The organism is Natroniella sp. ANB-PHB2, from assembly GCF_046097105.1.
Lineage (GTDB): Bacteria > Bacillota > Halanaerobiia > Halobacteroidales > Halobacteroidaceae > Natroniella.
In genome coordinates this window covers 301,176-319,061 of record NZ_CP175562.1, presented here as the reverse complement: position 1 = coordinate 319,061, position 17,886 = coordinate 301,176, and the positions used below count along the sequence as shown (strand labels likewise).

19 protein-coding genes, 1 tRNA gene and 1 other RNA gene are annotated in these 17,886 nt (G+C 34.9%); 2 read left to right on the top strand and 19 right to left on the bottom strand.

The genetic code is table 11. The features are described 5' to 3' along the window. Window positions 1–238 precede the first annotated feature (238 nt). From ACKF5P_RS01625 to ACKF5P_RS01600, 6 genes are all read right to left on the bottom strand, one after another. A complete protein-coding gene (locus tag ACKF5P_RS01625; protein WP_408955776.1) occupies window positions 239–748 on the bottom strand; it encodes a hypothetical protein in 510 nt (169 codons plus the stop codon). A gap of 146 nt (window positions 749–894) precedes the next feature. Next, the gene (locus ACKF5P_RS01620) at window positions 895–2,544 is read right to left on the bottom strand and encodes a GMC family oxidoreductase (protein ID WP_408955775.1); all 1,650 of its coding nucleotides are present in this window, start codon (window positions 2,542–2,544) and stop codon (window positions 895–897) included. Continuing rightward, window positions 2,537–3,163 (bottom strand): gluconate 2-dehydrogenase subunit 3 family protein, encoded by a 627-nt coding sequence (locus ACKF5P_RS01615; protein ID WP_408955774.1) that lies wholly within the window; start codon window positions 3,161–3,163, stop codon window positions 2,537–2,539. Before ACKF5P_RS01615 ends, ACKF5P_RS01620 begins: the two co-directional genes overlap by 8 nt. Continuing rightward, window positions 3,163–3,543 carry a hypothetical protein gene (locus ACKF5P_RS01610; RefSeq protein ID WP_408955773.1) on the bottom strand — a complete coding sequence of 127 codons (381 nt, stop codon included), beginning with the start codon at window positions 3,541–3,543 and terminating at the stop codon, window positions 3,163–3,165. Before ACKF5P_RS01610 ends, ACKF5P_RS01615 begins: the two co-directional genes overlap by 1 nt. 403 nt (window positions 3,544–3,946) lie before the next feature. Continuing rightward, window positions 3,947–4,249, bottom strand: coding sequence for a spore coat protein (locus ACKF5P_RS01605; RefSeq protein WP_408955772.1), 303 nt, complete (start codon window positions 4,247–4,249; stop codon window positions 3,947–3,949). Between the two features lies 1 nt (window position 4,250). Continuing rightward, window positions 4,251–4,469 carry a hypothetical protein gene (locus ACKF5P_RS01600; protein WP_408955771.1) on the bottom strand — a complete coding sequence of 73 codons (219 nt, stop codon included), beginning with the start codon at window positions 4,467–4,469 and terminating at the stop codon, window positions 4,251–4,253. A 300-nt stretch (window positions 4,470–4,769) separates the two neighbouring features. Between ACKF5P_RS01600 and ACKF5P_RS01595 the strand changes: the two genes are divergently transcribed. Beyond that, window positions 4,770–5,162 (top strand): TIGR02328 family protein, encoded by a 393-nt coding sequence (locus ACKF5P_RS01595; protein ID WP_408955770.1) that lies wholly within the window; start codon window positions 4,770–4,772, stop codon window positions 5,160–5,162. 115 nt (window positions 5,163–5,277) lie between these two features. Further along, window positions 5,278–5,766, top strand: coding sequence for a YusW family protein (locus tag ACKF5P_RS01590; protein WP_408955769.1), 489 nt, complete (start codon window positions 5,278–5,280; stop codon window positions 5,764–5,766). A 74-nt stretch (window positions 5,767–5,840) separates the two neighbouring features. On the opposite strand, the gene ACKF5P_RS01585 is transcribed toward ACKF5P_RS01590, so the two are convergent. The 13 genes from ACKF5P_RS01585 to ACKF5P_RS01525 form a co-directional block, all read right to left on the bottom strand. Next, window positions 5,841–6,821, bottom strand: a complete 981-nt coding sequence (locus ACKF5P_RS01585) for a GLUG motif-containing protein (RefSeq protein ID WP_408955768.1) — start codon at window positions 6,819–6,821, stop codon at window positions 5,841–5,843. A 58-nt stretch (window positions 6,822–6,879) separates the two neighbouring features. Beyond that, entirely contained in the window at window positions 6,880–7,479 is a 600-nt protein-coding gene (locus tag ACKF5P_RS01580) for a hypothetical protein (RefSeq protein ID WP_408955767.1), read from the bottom strand. Between the two features lie 24 nt (window positions 7,480–7,503). After that, window positions 7,504–7,656 carry a hypothetical protein gene (locus ACKF5P_RS01575; RefSeq protein ID WP_408955766.1) on the bottom strand — a complete coding sequence of 51 codons (153 nt, stop codon included), beginning with the start codon at window positions 7,654–7,656 and terminating at the stop codon, window positions 7,504–7,506. 326 nt (window positions 7,657–7,982) lie between these two features. Then, window positions 7,983–8,058: transfer RNA gene (locus ACKF5P_RS01570), tRNA-Trp, on the bottom strand. A gap of 92 nt (window positions 8,059–8,150) precedes the next feature. Continuing rightward, window positions 8,151–8,990, bottom strand: a complete 840-nt coding sequence (locus tag ACKF5P_RS01565) for a methyl-accepting chemotaxis protein (RefSeq protein WP_408955765.1) — start codon at window positions 8,988–8,990, stop codon at window positions 8,151–8,153. Between the two features lie 202 nt (window positions 8,991–9,192). After that, window positions 9,193–9,554, bottom strand: a transfer-messenger RNA (tmRNA) gene (ssrA, locus tag ACKF5P_RS01560). Window positions 9,555–9,638: 84 nt separating this feature from the next. Continuing rightward, a complete protein-coding gene (gene smpB / locus ACKF5P_RS01555; RefSeq protein ID WP_408955764.1) occupies window positions 9,639–10,109 on the bottom strand; it encodes an SsrA-binding protein SmpB in 471 nt (156 codons plus the stop codon). Window positions 10,110–10,187: 78 nt separating this feature from the next. After that, a complete protein-coding gene (gene rnr / locus ACKF5P_RS01550; protein ID WP_408955763.1) occupies window positions 10,188–12,311 on the bottom strand; it encodes a ribonuclease R in 2,124 nt (707 codons plus the stop codon). A 118-nt stretch (window positions 12,312–12,429) separates the two neighbouring features. Continuing rightward, window positions 12,430–12,654 carry a preprotein translocase subunit SecG gene (gene secG, locus ACKF5P_RS01545; protein ID WP_408955762.1) on the bottom strand — a complete coding sequence of 75 codons (225 nt, stop codon included), beginning with the start codon at window positions 12,652–12,654 and terminating at the stop codon, window positions 12,430–12,432. Between the two features lie 104 nt (window positions 12,655–12,758). Then, window positions 12,759–14,051, bottom strand: a complete 1,293-nt coding sequence (eno, locus tag ACKF5P_RS01540; RefSeq protein ID WP_408955761.1) for a phosphopyruvate hydratase — start codon at window positions 14,049–14,051, stop codon at window positions 12,759–12,761. 27 nt (window positions 14,052–14,078) lie between these two features. Continuing rightward, the gene (gene gpmI, locus ACKF5P_RS01535) at window positions 14,079–15,632 is read right to left on the bottom strand and encodes a 2,3-bisphosphoglycerate-independent phosphoglycerate mutase (RefSeq protein ID WP_408955760.1); all 1,554 of its coding nucleotides are present in this window, start codon (window positions 15,630–15,632) and stop codon (window positions 14,079–14,081) included. 126 nt (window positions 15,633–15,758) lie between these two features. Next, the gene (gene tpiA, locus ACKF5P_RS01530) at window positions 15,759–16,508 is read right to left on the bottom strand and encodes a triose-phosphate isomerase (protein WP_408955759.1); all 750 of its coding nucleotides are present in this window, start codon (window positions 16,506–16,508) and stop codon (window positions 15,759–15,761) included. A 130-nt stretch (window positions 16,509–16,638) separates the two neighbouring features. Further along, window positions 16,639–17,823 (bottom strand): phosphoglycerate kinase, encoded by a 1,185-nt coding sequence (locus ACKF5P_RS01525; protein ID WP_408955758.1) that lies wholly within the window; start codon window positions 17,821–17,823, stop codon window positions 16,639–16,641. Window positions 17,824–17,886 lie beyond the last annotated feature (63 nt).

Below are 17,886 nucleotides of genomic sequence, written 5' to 3'. Positions count from 1 at the left end.
TTATATATATTGAACTCAATAGAAAATATTACCTTTTTTATGTAATTTATTCCTCTTTTTCACCTTTTTACTCTCTCTTTTTATTGAACCTCTTTTAAGTTAAATAAAAATAACTAAGGGATTAAGCTTTTAGCTTAATCCCTTAGTTTCTAGATTAAATTATCTTGTTTTATATAAATAAAAGTCCTTTTCAATTTTTATAATCTCCTCAATAGAGACTTTTATACATCAGTTCAAATCAAAAATCATAGCCTAAATGGAGCATAACTCCATCTTCTTTTAACTCCAAACTATATCTATCAACAAGCCTTTGATTGTAAGCTAATACTTTTTCATAAGCATCGACAGCAGAAACAACCCTCAATCCTATCATCCCTGCACCTATTAACTTATTAGCACTCTCAGAATCACTGAAAGCATATAGTAATCCCGCTCCAACCGCCTCAAGAGCAATAAATTTTTGAGCCCCTTCTTGATCCCCCACATAATATTGACCTAACCCAGGTAAAAATAAAGATCGACTAGCCCCTAACATTGGATCTTTTTTTACCAGTTTATCTAATTTATTTTCACCTTCTATCTTCTTAGCTTGACCAGGTGGTAGGCCACCCCTCTTTGCTAAGCCAGGTGGTACTCCCCCTGTCCTTTCTAAACCTGGTGGTATATGTGCATCATTGGCTAAAGCTAACTCTGAATATGTAAGACCAACAACTGAAATTAAGAATAATACTACAACTAATTTCTTCATCTCTTACTCTCCTCTCTAGAAATATGATAGATTTAATTATACCTTAACACTATTTTTTTAAAAAACACAATAAAAATAAGACTGACCTCTTTTTGATTAAACTTCAAAAAAGAGAATCAGACTTATTCATATTAAATAATATTTATTTAAAATTCACCTTTTTTACCCAGATCAGCAATATAGTCTGCAGTCCTTGCTGCAATGGCCATAATTGTTTCAGTTGGATTAGCACCTCCAGAAGTTGTAAAGACACTAGCACCACAGATAAAGAGATTAGGAATATCATGGCTTTGACAGAATCCATTAACTACAGAATTAGCCGGATCATCACCCATCCGACACCCTCCTAATAGATGTCCAGTATCTGCTGCCACAAAAGCAGGCTTCCCACCTCTTGCTTTAAAGATCTGATTGGCCTTCTCTACACCATGTTCAATCATCTTATTGTCATTCTCACAGTAACTAAAAGTTATTTTGGGGCGTGGTATTCCATATTCATCCTTCTCTTCACTCAAGACAACTTCATTCTCTTTTTGTGGTAGTACTTCACCTACCATCGTTATCTGAGCATAAAAATTAAAGTTCAGCATGATTTCACGCAGATCTTTACCCCAGTATCCAGCATCAGCAGTCAGAATCTTAGCTGTTGCTACTGGTCTATTACCATGTGCATTCAGGGTATAACCCCTCACAAAATCATTATCTGGATCTGTTTCATAAAAATCCTGTGTACAAGCCATTACAGGAGTTCCTTTATATAGCCTCATCTCTTGATCAAACTTAGCAAAGACATCATGTCCACTATGGGGCATAATATACTTTCCAACCAATCCACTACTATTAGCTAGCCCATCAGGATATTGAGAACAAGCTGAATTTAGCAATAACCTCGGTGTTTCGACTGTAAAGGCTGAAACTATTACCACTTTAGCTTTCTGCTGATAGTAGTTACCATCATGATTAAACTCAACACCACTCACCTTACCATCATCATCTACCAATACTCTAGTAACCATTGAATCAGTAATTACCTCTGCACCCTCTTGAATTGCTTTAGGTACATGATGGATTAAAGTACTGAATTTAGCATTAGGCTTACAGCCCTCATTACAAAAACCTCGATTAGTACAGGGAGGGCGACCATCAAAAGGAGCAGATAGAATAGCTAATGGAGTTACACTACTTCTAATCCCTAAAATCTCACACCCTTCACGAAAGACCTGAGCCCAAGCACTGATAGGTTCTCTTTCAGGGTAAGGATAAGGGCCATTGAAAGGCCCCCAAGGAAAATGTTTTGGCCCTGAGACTTTAATATCATTCTCAATCTTATCATAATAAGGTTCAAGATCTTGATAAGATATGGGCCAATCCTCCCCCACTCCATCGATAGATTTAACCCTAAAATCACTTTCATGGAAACGATAAAACACTCCAGTAAAGTGGGTGGTTCCACCTCCAACTCCCCGCCCTGAATTATTTGGCCCAAACTTCAACGCATCATTCCCTCCAGATAAGCGGGTATCCTGCCAATTTAATGAATAAGCATGTAATTCATCACTAGCAAAATCAGTCTGAGGATCCCAAAAAGGGCCAGCCTCAATCCCTACTACTTCTAACCCTGCTTTACTCAATTCATGGATCAATACTCCCCCCGCTGCTCCCATACCGACTATACAGACATCGACCTCTTTATCTCCATACTTTCTATGTTCTAGATCATCATAACGATGATCTTTGTAATGATCACAATTATGCTGTACATAACTTTCCTTCTCTACACAACTTTCATTATCCATTCTCTTCCTCCTTGTCTGTCAAATGTTTCCTTTGTGCCTCCCAAGGATCTGCTAAGCCAAGTTCAATCCTATAATATCCTCTTGGATGGGCAGGGCCACCATAACCTATCTCTGACCAGATAGTTGGATGGGAATAATAAGGAGCAACAGTCAAGACCAATAGTTTATCAAATAGATCTTTTTGAGGAATTGTTGACCATTCAGGAATACTAACTGCCTTTCCCACCTGTAAAGAAGCTAATATATCAAATTGCTTTTCAACCCCTATTGAAAGAAATTCACCACCATAAAGTTTCTTAGCTAATTTATCAATTGCCTTCAGCCCTTCCCTGACTAAAATCTTTTCCGGTGGTGCATCAGGACTTCTTTGATATTCTCCTTTCTCATCAGCCAGTCTTTGATCAATAAAGTGAATCACCCAATCAAAGATATCATCTCGATTATCATAAACGAGATGTTTACATATCACTCTCAATCTCTGCTCTTCATCACCTGTTAAGAATTTAAGGGCAGAAAAAGGCCCTAATCTTTTAAGTACTGCATCAGCAGTAACTGGATCCCACTCTTCAATTTCATCTAAAACGTTATAATCTGGATAATAAGTATTCCGCTTAATCATTAATTGATCCCTCCTTGTAGAAGTCTCAACAGATCAATCGTAGCAACAGTAGCTACTATCAAGGGTAGAATTACAGGAGGTCCTACCATATGATTATGAACATTATCCCCACCTACCCTACTTTTAACACCATCCCAATGTAGATAAGCTCCCCACAAATTTGTAACTATCACACTAACTAAAGTTATAGCTAATAATGTTAATACCCAATTTGCTCCATAAAACTCTGCTAAAAAAAGATTAGCTGCTAAAAAATAAATGGAGATTACTGGAACCCACAAGCTCCAGTGATAAAAATTTTGGCGATAGTGAAATAGATGAGCGGCTAAAGCCCAAAAAAGAAACTTAAGTACATGTAATAAGCCTTCTAAAGTCTCCATTAATCTCTCTTCCTTTCCTTCGTATTTATAATATTTGCAGTGATATCATTGTCCATTAAATACTTACTATTTTTAGGATTTAACCAAAGCTTTAATCTTATTCATAACCAAAACTTAAATTTTGTCTGACTTCTTTTAGATTTAATTAACATAATTTTGCCTAGTGCATATTATATGATAAAAGCATAACACTTAGTGTTGAAAGGAGGTATATAAAATGGGTTTTCCAATTGTAGGACGTCATTCTCTCTTATACATTATTTTAATTTTATTCTTCTTAGGTGTAATCTAAAAAACCACCTATTTGACTGTTTTTTACATTATCTTCTTGCTTACCTATTAACTACTGAATATTCAAATAGAAACCCCTACTAATTAGTAGGGGTTTCTATTATAAACTTACTTACTCTTTAGGAAGTTCAACTAACTGTTGTGATTGATTGAAAATTTCAGACAGTTGTTGCTCAGGTATATCATATGGCTTGTACCACTCCTTATTTACAGCTAAGGCGGTTAATGCTGAGTGTCCAGCTAAGATTTGATTTAAACTATCATTATACATTGCTCTAAGTTCAGGCGTAGAAGATTCTAAAATAGCAGACAGATAGGCAGTAGCCCCACTTTTAGCTCCTGCAATCATATCAGCAGCTACTGTTTGATCTTTTAATTTATCTCCATTTACTAAAGCTGACATCAAATTTGCCATATTAGTGAACCTCCTTACTGTTTATTATATTGTTTTCATTAATAAATTGTTGCATTCCTTTAATTCTACCTTCCATTGCCAAAATAGCAGATTCTGTCTCTTTTTTTAAGTCTTCATCATCAATCATTTCCTGGGTAGCTTTTGCTTTAGTTAAAGCATTCGTTTCCATCTGCAACAATTCCCTAAGTGTTAACTTTTCAGCTTGGGTTAATTCTCTCACTTGTACAACCTCCCATTAAATATTTACTTAAACTATATATATTATTACTTTGCTTAATAAAAAGTATTCTATCTTTTATCAACATGCAATCAACCAATAAAAAAGGCTTCTAAGTTACTACATAGAAATAACAATAATATAAATCACAGAAGGAGTTGATATAACACAATCAAAAAGAATTTCCAAACTGCTTTATCCATATAAATAAATAGATTTTATTAAAATAAAATTATTAGCAAAAGCTATTCATATAGTAGATAGTATTATAAAAAACAATTACAAGAAAGGAGGTTGGTTAAAATGAGATTATGGCATCAAAATTTAATTGATAAATTACCACGCCAACAACTTCTCGGTCAACATCGAGAATGTTGTGCTCTCCGTGGCAAGGGCTGGGGCAAAAAACATGCCACAGTAAATTATGTTTTTAAATATGATCCCAGTAGACTAGTTGCCTATCACTTGAAAGTAATGTCAGAAATGAAAGAAAGAGACTATAACCCTGATCAAAAATGGCTTGATAAGTCTTATAGGGGTAAAACAGTTGGCTATGATAATAACTTCTGTACCATTTCTCCATTAGAGCATTTTTCAGAAGATATCATTTATCCTGAACATGATGACCAATATTTAAAAGAATGTATTACTAATTTGAAAGAAAAAGGTGTCGTTTGCAAATATATGGATAATTGAAAAGATAAATTTTATAATACTAGCTCTCTTTAAATAATCAATAATTCACTCTTATTAATTGTTGATTTAATGGTTATCATACTAATAGTCAAATTTAATAAAAAGGGGTGTTTTTTTGAGAACAAAGAGACCAATTATTGCTTTACTGCTCTTTTTATTGGCCATTGGTATCAGTTTTACGCTCTATGGCATTCAAGAAAATGAAAACCTCCAATTCTCACTATTAGGTTTTTTAGGTGGTTCTTCTGAACAGACACTGGATGAAATACAAAAATTTGAACTAGAGGTAAGACTTAGTAGTAATAAAACTGAAATATTCTTCTATGAATCTAAAGGTGAAGAGTCTTATGCAAAAATAGTGAGAAAGGCAGGAGACAATGTGGAAGAGATCACTAATGGTAAAGTTTTAGACGAGATAGACAATATTATTAAGGGGTTACCACACCCTACTGATACTAAACCTTTGGCCCTTATTGAGACTGTTTTAAAACAATTGCAACTAAAGCAAAAAGATATTAGATGTTTTAAACTTAAGATGAATTTGAACAGTGGAGAAAAAGTTAAGATAGATTTTGAATTAGACAGAGTTGTCCCTGCCACTTAACTAAATTTCTAGACCTAAAAAAAAGATAATATAAAACCTTCTAGTAATTACTAGGAGGTTTTATATTATCTTCTCTATCTTTTATTTTTTCCCCATTGAAAATAAGGATAACTCTTGTCTTCATCAATATCCCAGATATACTCAAAATTCCACCCTTCATAAGATTCTTTTCTCTTCATTTCTTCTGTACTTTGAGCATAAGAGTCTTTAAGCACACCTTCATTATTATAACCTACTAACCCACCAGAAAACTCAAAACCATCAACGTCTCCTTTAGCATAACTATTCTTTATATCTCCTCCATTAATTCCTGCCAAACCTCCTACACAATTATAACCAGAAACCTTACCTATAACATATGAATCTTTAATCGTTCCATAGGCATTAACACCGATTAATCCACCAACATATTCATCACCAGATATACTCCCCTTAACATAAGAATTTTCAATTACTCCCTCTTGGTCACCACCAACTAACCCACCAGAAAAGTATTGTCCACTAACATTAGCCTCGGCATAAGAATCCCTTATCTTCCCTTTTTCATTTCCACCTACTAATCCTCCTATTAACTCCTTACCTTGAACATTCTTTTTAGCAAACGCTTGTACTATTTCTGCCTTTTCATTATGTCCTACTAAGCCTCCTACTTTATATTGACCACTAATCTTTGCTTTCTTATTCTCAGTAAATGAATCTAGTATTTCTGCACGCTTACTATACCCAACCAAACCTCCCACCTTTTCCTTTCCTTTAACTTCCCCCTGAGAATAAGAACTAGAGATAGTCGAAATGTAATTAAATCCAATTAAGCCTCCAACCCTTTCTTCTCCATAAACATCAACTTGACTATATGCATTTATTATTAAAGCAGTAATGTTTTTACCGACTAAACCTCCTACTTCATCCTTTCCGCTAACTCTACCTAAAGCATAACAATCTTCTATTAAACCTGAATTATAACCAGCCAATCCCCCTACTCTCGAACTATTATTACCATTAACTTGCCCATCAAAATATGACTTCTTTATTTCACCATTATTAAAGGAAACCAACCCTCCAGCTCTCCTTCCAATAATATTACCAGTGAAATTTGAATTCTTTATTAAATAGTTATAACCAAGTGTTCCTACCCCCCCCTACAACAGCATTCCCCTTTACTGTTCCCTCAACAGATGAATTAATTACTTTCCCTTCACCTTCAGAAGTAATTCCTGTATTACTACCACCAATCAATCCTCCTACCTTAGTATCACCTTCAAATTTAACGTTTACCATCTCTAAATTTTTAATTGTTCCCGTACTAAAAGCAAATAAACCTATGTAATCCTCGTTCTTCCTATTAATATATAGGTTCTTTATCTTATATCCATTACCATCAAACACTCCTCGAAATTTTCCTTCCTCGGAACCAATAGGCTCCCAACCTTTTCCTTCCTTATAGTTTTTTCTGGTTGCACTGGCATCTATATCAGCACTCAACTTATAATATGCCTCCAACTTATAATCTTGATTCCAAAAATACTTATCTGATAATCTCTCTAATCCCTCAAAGTCATTAATAATAAATGGATCTTCTGCCGTTCCTGTTCCCTCTAAGCTTCTTGCATAATAACTAGCTGGCAAAATATTAATTCCTATTTTAATTCTTCTTGCTGCAACTGGTATTAAAAGTAACAATATTATTAATACAAGATTCTTTTTAGATAACACTCACTTGCCACCCCTTTTTTATCTTTATACTGCTGACAATAATATTAAAAGTATAACTCCAATAACAACAATAATCTGTACTAGACCTAATAAAACTGATTTGATTCCACCTTTAAACCCTTTTTCTTCAGTTTCATCTGCTATCCAAAATAGCAAGGCATCTATAAAATCTTCCATAGTAACCCCCTCTCTTTGTTTGGTTCGACAAATTTTAATCATAGTAAATTTAAACCTATTAATTTATTACTATATTTAATGGTCATATCCTTTAGAACTGTCTGATTAATTCTAAAAACTACAATTATAGTAATTGTTTTCTTATAAATTTTACTTAACCTGGGTGATTGCAACTATTCATTATACTACCAATTAAAAAAACTCTCATCTATTAAGATAAGAGTCTACTGCTAACTAAATCTTTAGTTTTAGAATGTTAGTTCGAAAATCAAAACAAACTGTCATCGCAGACAGTCCCTCAACCTTTGCTATGTAAAAAATAAAAATGGCACGGGAAGCAGGACTTGAACCCGCAACACCTGGATTTGGAGTCCAGTGCTCTACCAATTGAGCTATTCCCGTGCGAAAACCAATATACACTTATATCAGTCAATCTGCTAATACTCTAACATATTATTAATCAAATTGCAAGTAATAAGCTAAAATAGTTTTTACTAAGTGTCCTGATTCAAAGATTCTGCCATTTCAACCACATTATTTCCCAATGCATTTAAATTTTGAACTTCACAATAGATTTTGTTAACTACATTACTCTGTTTGTTACTGACCTGATCAATCTTTTTAGATACCTGATCCAACTGTTCAGTTATCTCACTAACTTTGGTCAAAATTGCTTCTATCTCTGCCATTGAATTTGAACTCTTCCCAGCTAATTTCTGAACCTCTTCAGCAACAACTGTAAATTCTCTTCCTGCCTCACCAACTCTTGCTGCTTCTATCGAAGCATTCATTCCAATCATCTTTATTTGACGCGAAATATTTTTAATAATTTCAACTATTTCATCTGTGTCTTTAACTTGAGTTTCAGTTTCAGTAGAAATTTCATTCAATTCTTCTCCCGTTTCAACCATTTCTTCAGCCTCAATACTGATCTCTTCGACTTCTTTATTTACTAATTCAGTACTTTCTAACAAACCTCTAGCAACCTCCAATAACCTCTCCTTTTGAGCAGTCGATTGAAAGATTGTAATTCCACCAATCACCTTCCTATTATCATCAAAAATAGGAGTAGAAACTCCTATATAAGATACTCCCCAGACAGATGAATCTTGTTCCTTAACTATCCTCTTCCTTTCTTCAATTGCTCTCTGAACTAACCAGTTAGAATCAATTTTATCTCCAGCTTTTATATCAAACACCAAGTCTTCACCAGGATAATAACTCAATACTTTCTCTCTATCTGTAACCATTACCCCTGTATCATCTAATGTGAATTTATTCAAATAAGGAGCCACCATCAAAATGGAATCTAAAGTTTCAAGTTTATTAGACACAATACCCCTCCCTTTCTAAATTTTTAGCCATTCTTTCTAAATCTAATTCAATAAAGACTCCTTATTTCCTGCATTATATATATTAAATTTGATTTTTCCACGCAATTTTAATTTATTATTAAAACTTGGAATTTAAAATAAAGCTCTTCAAAATAAAAAAACCACTTTAGAGTGTGGTTTTTAATTAGCTTATATTTATTATTGGTGGAGGTGGGCGGAGTCGAACCGCCGTCCCTATAAGATGCTCCTAGAGCTTCTACAAGCTTAGCTTATGTTTTATTTTCGCGATTTCACCTCTCATAAGCAAGATATAAAATCGCTAGCTTGCTAATCTCTCATTCTCCTACAAGCTTCAAAGAATGAAAAGTCTGCTTAATTATGACACTTATAAAGACTCACAGACAAAGCATTTATAAGCGTAGCTGGTGCTTTACGCAGCAGCTAATGCGTAATTATTATCGTTTGCAGATAATTTTATAAGTTGCTATTAGTTTGCGAGATTAATAGCAATCTCGGCTTGCTTCCTCCGGCACACCTTACAGGTCGAGTCCCATATACACCCCCATAGGTTAAAAGCAGTGGATAGTTAATAATGAATAGTTGAAATCAACTTCCTTTTCTATCCCAGTTTATTAACTATCAATCGCTTTAATATCTGCCTAATTGATTATCTTTAAAAGCCCGCTCCATTTCACGTTGAGCAGTCTTCTTTTTTATATTTTGACGTTTATCATGAAGATTTTTACCCTTAGCTAGGGCCAACTTCACTTTGACTAGTTGCTTCTTAAAATATAACTGCAATGGTACCAACGTATAACCTTTTTCTTTTGTCTTGCCAATGAATTTTCTAATCTCTCGTTTATGCAACAATAGCTTTCGAGGTCGCTCAGGATCATGATTGTAGCGATTACCTTGTTTATACGCAGCAATATGCATATTACGAAGATAAACCTCTCCATCCTCTACAAGAGCAAAACTGTCTTTAAGGTTTACTCGCCCAGCTCGAATTGACTTAACCTCTGTTCCAGTTAATACAATTCCTGCTTCATAAACTTCCTCGATATTATACTCATGTCTTGCTTTTCGATTTTTTGTAATTACCTTAACTCCATCACTCATTTTTGCCACCTCTATCTGACGTGTATCTATCATTATAACAATTATATTCTAACTGTCAAGGATTTATTGTAATTTATTTTAATTTATAACCAGATCAAAATCAACCTGCCTCTCTTCTATATTGACTCTACTAACCTTAACTCTTACTTCTTCTCCTAGTTGATATTTCTTAGCAGTTCTTTCACCAATAAAAGCTTGTTCATCTTCATGATAATGATAATAATCATCAGTCATCGAACTAACATGAACTAAACCTTCAATTGTATTATCCAACTCTACAAAGAAACCAAAAGGCATAACACTACTTATAATTCCCTTATATTCTTCCTCTAGCTTATCTTTCATGTATTCAACCTTCTTTAAATCAAGCGTTTCTCTTTCTGCTTCCATTGCTTTTCTTTCTTGAACTGAACAATGATCTGTAATCCCTACTAATTTATTTTCTAAATCTTCTCTTCGCTTTTTTGAAATAAAATCATTTTCAATTACTTCTTTAATAATTCGATGGATCATTAAATCAGGATACCTTCTAATCGGTGACGTAAAGTGAGAGTAATATTCAGAAGCTAGTCCAAAATGACCAATGTTATAAGGACTATAATGTGCTTGCTGCATTGTTCTTAATAAAACAGTATTAATAATCCTCTCTTCAGACTCACCCGATACCTTCTCTAAAACCTCCTGTAATGCTTTAGGATGGATCTCATCTTGTCTTCCCTTAATATGATACCCAAAATTATGAATAAAAGTATTCAAATCCTCTAATTTATCTTGAGGTGGTTGCTCATGAACTCGATAAATAAATGGTGCTTCTCTAAAGTACATATCGTGAGCTACAACTTCATTAGTCTTAATCATAAAGTCTTCTATCAACTTTTCAGCAATCGTTCTATCAATCTTAGTAATATCTACTGGTTTTCCTTCTTGATCAAGAATTATCTTTGCCTCTGGAAAATCAAAATCAATACTTCCCTTAAGGTGGCGCTCTTCCCTAATTAGTTTTGATAATTCTGCCATCAATTCTAATTCTTCAATTATATCATCATATTGATTGATTAGCTTTTCTTCTTTATCTACTAACATCCTCTTAACTTTGTTATAAGTCAATCTATGATTAACCTTAATTACACTTTTAGCAAATTCATAATCCAATAATTCACCAGTTTCCAAATCAAAATCCATTAAGACAGACATTGCTAATCGATTCTCATTAGAGCGCAAGCTACATAAATTATTAGATAACTTCTCTGGTAACATAGGTATTACTCTATCTACTAAATAAACACTAGTTCCCCGGTTGAGAGCTTCTTGATCTAAGCTACTTCCCTCTTTAACATAGTAAGTTACATCGGCTATATGAACTCCTAATCTAACCTTTTGTTCACTTAATATATCTAAAGAAACAGCATCATCAAAATCTTTAGCATCCTCTCCATCAATCGTCACCATCTTCAAATCTCTTAAGTCTGTTCTCATCTCTATTTCTCGAGCTGGAATCTCTTCTGATATCTCTCCTACTTGCTGTCTAATTTCTTCTGGAAAATCCTGTGGAAGATCTGATTTCCTAATAATTGCTTCTATATCTACACCAGTATCCTGTTTGTGGCCTAATATTTCGATAACTTTACCTTCTGGATTTCTTCCTTTTTCGGGCCAACTTGTTAACTCTACTACTACTTTATAACCTTCCTTAGCTCCATTTCTCTCATCCCTAGGAATAAAAATATCATGATAAATTCTAGAATCATCTGGTACAACAAAACCAAAATGCTTACTATCTTCATAATTCCCTACAACTGTTTTGTTCTCTCTTTTTAATATTTTAACAATCTCTCCTGATAATTTTTCTGTCCCCTTGCCTCCCATAATCCTAACCACTACTTTATCATTATGCATAGCTCCATTCATATCATTCAAATTAATATAAATATCTTGCTGCTCTGGATTATCAGGAATTAAAAAACCAAAACCTTTAGTATGCCCTTGCAAACGACCTACTACCAGATTCATTCGCTCAGGAACTCCATAACGTTCTTTGCGATTTTTAATAATCAAACCCTCTTGCTCCATTTCATATAATACATCCCCAAACATCTTACGTTCTGCATTTGATATCTCAAATACTTTAACTAACTCTTCAAACATTAAAGGCTTATAGGCCTCTTCCCTCATAAAATTTAATATAGTCCGTTTAGTACTCATAATTCCCCCCCATTCTTAGTTCTACTGATTTATTATTCCTAAGTTCAGCTAAATTTATGTATTAAAAAACATAACTCTTAGCCAGATAAAAATCCAACCAAGAGTTTAACTAAATTAACTATTGAATAGCTGCTATTATTAAGGGTAACAGCATAAGTAAAACAGCCATTGCTATCGTTAACTTATTCAAAAAACCATCTAACGCTTTACCTTTCCCTCCAAGCATGGACGTAGCTCCACCATCAATTGCTCCAGACAGCCCAGCACTCTTTCCAGACTGCAATAATACTGCAGCAATTAAAACAATTGAAACAATTATTAGAAGCACTTTAAGAATCGGCACTTTTTGCACCTCCTAGTTAAAAATCCATCTATAATTTTAACATATCCAAGTCAAAAAAGCAATTGATAAAAGGTGTAGGAAAACCTACACCCTATATAAATTAATTAAAGGTTATAAAAATTAGCTAATCCATTATACTGACCTGCCTGCGCTAAATCCTCTTCAATCCTTAATAACTGATTATACTTGGCCATCCTATCAGAACGGGAAGTAGAACCTGTCTTAATCTGACCTGCATTTGTAGCAACAACCAAATCAGCAATTGTATCATCTTCAGTCTCTCCTGAACGATGAGAAACAACAGCAGTCATGTTATTTCTCTTTGCTAACTCAATTGCATCTAAGGTCTCAGTCAATGTTCCAATCTGATTAACCTTAATCAAGATTGAATTACTAGCTCCCATTTCAATTCCCTTTGCTAATCTCTCTGTATTAGTTACATATAAATCATCACCAACCAATTGAACCTTGTCTCCTATGGCATCATTTAATTTAACCCAACCATCCCAATCATTATCTTCATCTAATCCATCTTCAATCGATACAATTGGGTACTTTTCAACTAATTCTTTATAAAACTCAACCATCTCTTCACTACTTCTTTTTATCCCTTCGCGTTTAAAGTTATAAATACCATCCTCATATAGCTCAGTAGCAGCAACATCTAAGGCCAATTTAATATCTTGTTCTGGAGTATATCCTGCCTTCTCAATTGCTTCTAAAATCACCTCGATTGCACCTTCAGTACCTTCTATTTCTCGAGGAGCAAATCCACCTTCATTACCAACTGCAGTTACATCTCCTCGCTCAGCAAGAATATCATGTAAAGCATGGAAGATTTCAGCTCCTGCCTGTAATGCTTCGCTATAAGTACCAAAGTTAACAGGCATCACCATAAACTCCTGCACATCAACAGCAGAATCAGCATGTTCTCCACCATTTAAAATATTCATCATTGGTACTGGCAGCTCCTTAGCATTAACCCCACCTAAATATTGATATAAAGGTAGTCCTAAGGCATTAGCAGCTGCTTTAGCTACTGCTAGTGATACTCCTAAAATAGCATTAGCACCAAAGTTACCTTTGTTTTTACTACCATCTAACTCAATCATTAATCTATCAATCTCAACCTGTCGAGTAGCATCCATTCCCAAAATTTCAGGAGCTATATCTTCATTAACATGATTAACTGCTTGTTGAACACCTTTACCACGATAACGTTCCTCTCCATCCCTTAATTCTACTGCTTCATACTCTCCAGTAGAAGCACCTGAAGGAACAGCAGCTCTACCATAAATACCTCCAGTCAAATAAACATCTACTTCCACAGTTGGATTCCCTCTAGAATCTAAAATCTCTCTGGCATATACCTCTTCAATTGTAGTACTTTCAAACATTTTTATTCCTCCTTTTATAAATTAAATTTATTTTTTATCCTTAATTAATGGCTTGCCAGTCATCTCCTCTGGCATCTCAATACCTAGCAATTCTAACATTGTAGGGGCAACATCTGCTAATTTACCCCCATCAATCAATTCTACCTCTCTTTGCTGATCATTAATATAAATTAAAGGAACTTGACTGTTTGTATGAGCAGTAAATGGCTCTTCAGTTTCATAATCAATCATCTGATCACTATTTCCATGATCAGATGTAATTAAGACTGCCCCCTCTAACTCTCTTACCTTATCAACTACCTTACCTAGACATTCATCAACCACCTCTAAGGCCTCAACAACAGCATCAAAATAACCGGTATGCCCTACCATATCAGGATTAGCATAATTTAAAATTACAACATCATAGTCCTCTTCTTTGAACTGTTCAATTAAATTATCTGTTACTTCATAGGCACTCATTTCAGGTTTTTGCTCATAAGTAGCAACTTCTGGGGAAGGGATTAACTCCCTACTTTCTCCTTGATTTGGAGACTCTTTTCCCCCATTGAAAAAGAAAGTTACATGGGCATATTTTTCAGTTTCAGCAGTCCTTAGTTGTTTTAAGTCATGATCAGCTAACACTTGCCCCAAAGTATTCTTGATCTCTACCGGGGGAAAAGCAATTGGAACATCAATTGTTTCGTCATATTCAGTCATACAAACAAAATAAACTTTAGGATGCTCTTTTCTCTCAAACCCATCAAATTCCTGTTCATTCAAGGCTCTAGTCAGTTGACGAGCTCGATCAGGCCGAAAGTTAAAGAAGATAATAGAGTCATCATCTTGTAAAGTTGCCACTGGCTCTTTTTGCTCATCAACAATTACTGTAGGTAATACAAACTCATCTTCCTTGTCTACAGCATAAGAATTCTCAATTGCTTCTAAGGCGGTAGTAGCCACTTCTCCTTCTCCAAAACAGATCGCATCATAAACTTTCTTAGTTCTCTCCCAACGATGATCACGATCCATATAATAATAACGACCTCCGACTGTTGCTAGTTGACCTGTATTTAACTCAGACATCTTTTCTTCTAAAGCTATGATATACTTTTTAGCACAAGCTGGAGGTACGTCTCTTCCATCCAGTGGTGCATGGATATAAACTTCTTTCACCTCATTTTGCTTGGCTAATTCTAACAAAGCATATAAGTGTTCAATATGACTATGTACGCCTCCATCAGATAACAGCCCCATCAAATGTAAGGCACTATTATTCTGCTTTACATTGTCAATTGCTTCTAATAAAACTTCATTCTTAAAAAAGGATTGCTCTTCAATAGACTTATTAATCCTTGTAAAGTCTTGATAAACAACCCTTCCTGCACCTAAGTTAAGATGGCCAACCTCTGAATTACCCATCTGCCCTTCTGGTAATCCAACTGCACCTCCAGCAGCATCAAGGGTGGTAGTTGGGTAGTTTGCAAATAGTTTATCAAAGTTAGAAGTGTCAGCTGCTTTAACTGCATTTCCTTTATCTTCTTTATTAAGACCAAATCCATCTAATATCATCAACACTAGCGGTTTAGGTATCGCCACCATTATCTCTCCTTCCTCTATAATAGCATACTCAAGTACAGATAAACAATATAAACAATTGACAAAAACAAGCCTTTTAGATGCCTTTGCTTATATGAGATTGCGTTTTAATTGTTAATTGGACTATTATTAAAATTTAATGATTTTAGAGAAGGATTCAGCCTCTAAGCTAGCTCCTCCTACTAATGCTCCATCAATATTCGGTTGAGCCATAATCTCTTTTACATTATGTGGTTTAACACTACCACCATATTGGATCCGAATGGCTTCTGCTGTTGCTTGATCGTATAGCTTAGCAATTTTCTCACGAATGAAGCTGATTATTTCTTCAGCCTGTTCTGGAGTAGCAGTCTCTCCTGTTCCAATCGCCCATAATGGTTCATAAGCAATTACCATATCCTTTACATTTTCTGCTTCAATTCCTGATAAACCAGCGTCTAATTGGAATTTCACTCTATCAAAGTAAGCCCCTGCTTCTCTTTCTGCCAGTTTCTCTCCAATACATAAAATTGGCTTTAGATCTTCAGCAAAAGCAGTCTTTAATTTTAGATTTAATAATTGATCATTTTCACCAAAAATCTCTCTTCGTTCAGAATGACCGATAATTACATACTGGCAGCCGACAGATTTGATCATTGCTGGAGATAACTCTCCAGTGTAAGCTCCACTCTCTTTCCAGTATATATTTTCAGCACCAAGAGCAATATTTGTATCAGCAACTACTTCATTCATAGGATATAAATTAACTGCTGGAGCACAGATAGCAATATCTACATCTTCAACCCCAGATACTAACTTTTTTAACTCTGTTACCATCTCTACTGCCTGATCAACTGTTTTGTTCATCTTCCAGTTTCCTGCAATAAATGGTCTACGCATAACTTATCCCTCCACTTTTGTAAGTTCTTAGTTAGATATCTTTCTCTATCAGTCCAAGCATTTAGACTGATCGTAAGTTGTGGTGTTTAATCTCTTATTTTAATTTTTAGCTTAATATTAGTTGTTTTTCTTATCTGTCATCTAGTGCTTCCACGGCAGGCAACGCCTTCCCTTCGAAAAATTGTAACGATGCTCCTCCACCGGTGGAAATATGAGTCATTTCATTCTCCAATCCAGCTTTTTTGACTGCTGCTGCCGAGTCTCCACCACCGATAATTGTAGTTGCATCAGAGTCTGCTAAAGCTTGAGCAACTTGATTGGTTCCCTTAGCGAAGTTATCCATTTCAAAAACTCCCATTGGCCCATTCCAGAGAATTGTCCCTGCTTGCTTAATAATCTCACTATAATTAGTAGCTGTCTCCGGGCCAACATCCAATGCTTGCCAGCCAGACTCAATTGCATCAACTGCCACTACCTTATGTTCAGCATCAGCAGCAAAATCAGCAGCAACAACTACATCAATAGGTAATGCTAAGTTGACTCCTTTAGCTTCAGCCTGTTTAATCAACTGCTTAGCTAAATCAATCTTATCCTCTTCTAATAAAGAATCTCCAGTTTCATAACCTTGAGCAGCAATGAAGGTATTAGCCATTCCACCACCAATTAATAAAGCATCAACCTTTTCTAATAATGCTTCAATTACTCCAATCTTATCAGATACCTTTGCTCCACCGATAATAGCTACAAAAGGTTGGCCCGGATTTTCAACCGCTTGGCCCATCGTTTCTAATTCATTTTGAATTAAAAATCCTACCGCAGCTTCATCAACATAATCAGTAACTCCTACTGTAGATGCATGAGCACGATGAGTAGCTCCAAAAGCATCATTGACATAAATATCTGCTAATTGACCGAGCTGTTTAGCAAACTCTGGATCATTTTTCTTTTCACCAGGATTGAATCGAGTATTCTCCAGCAACAATACATCACCATTTTTCATTCTAGAAATTGCCTCTTGTGGCTCATCTCCAACAGTATCATCAGTCTTAATAACTGCCTGAGTTAATTTATTAGATAATACCTGAGCAACTGGATCTAATCTTAGCTCCTCTTTAACTTCAGCGCCTGGTCGTCCTAGATGGCTCATTAAGATAACTTTAGCATCTTGCTCAATCAAATAATTAATTGTCGGTAACGCAGCTTCAATTCTTGTATCATCTGTTATTTTTCCATCTTCTAATGGCAGATTAAAATCAACTCGTACCAACACCTTTTTATCCTTGACATCTAGATCTTTTAATATCTTTTTATCCATTATTTACACCTCCACAGTTATAACTTTCTTAGTAATTTGTAACTAATTACTAATTAACAGTTA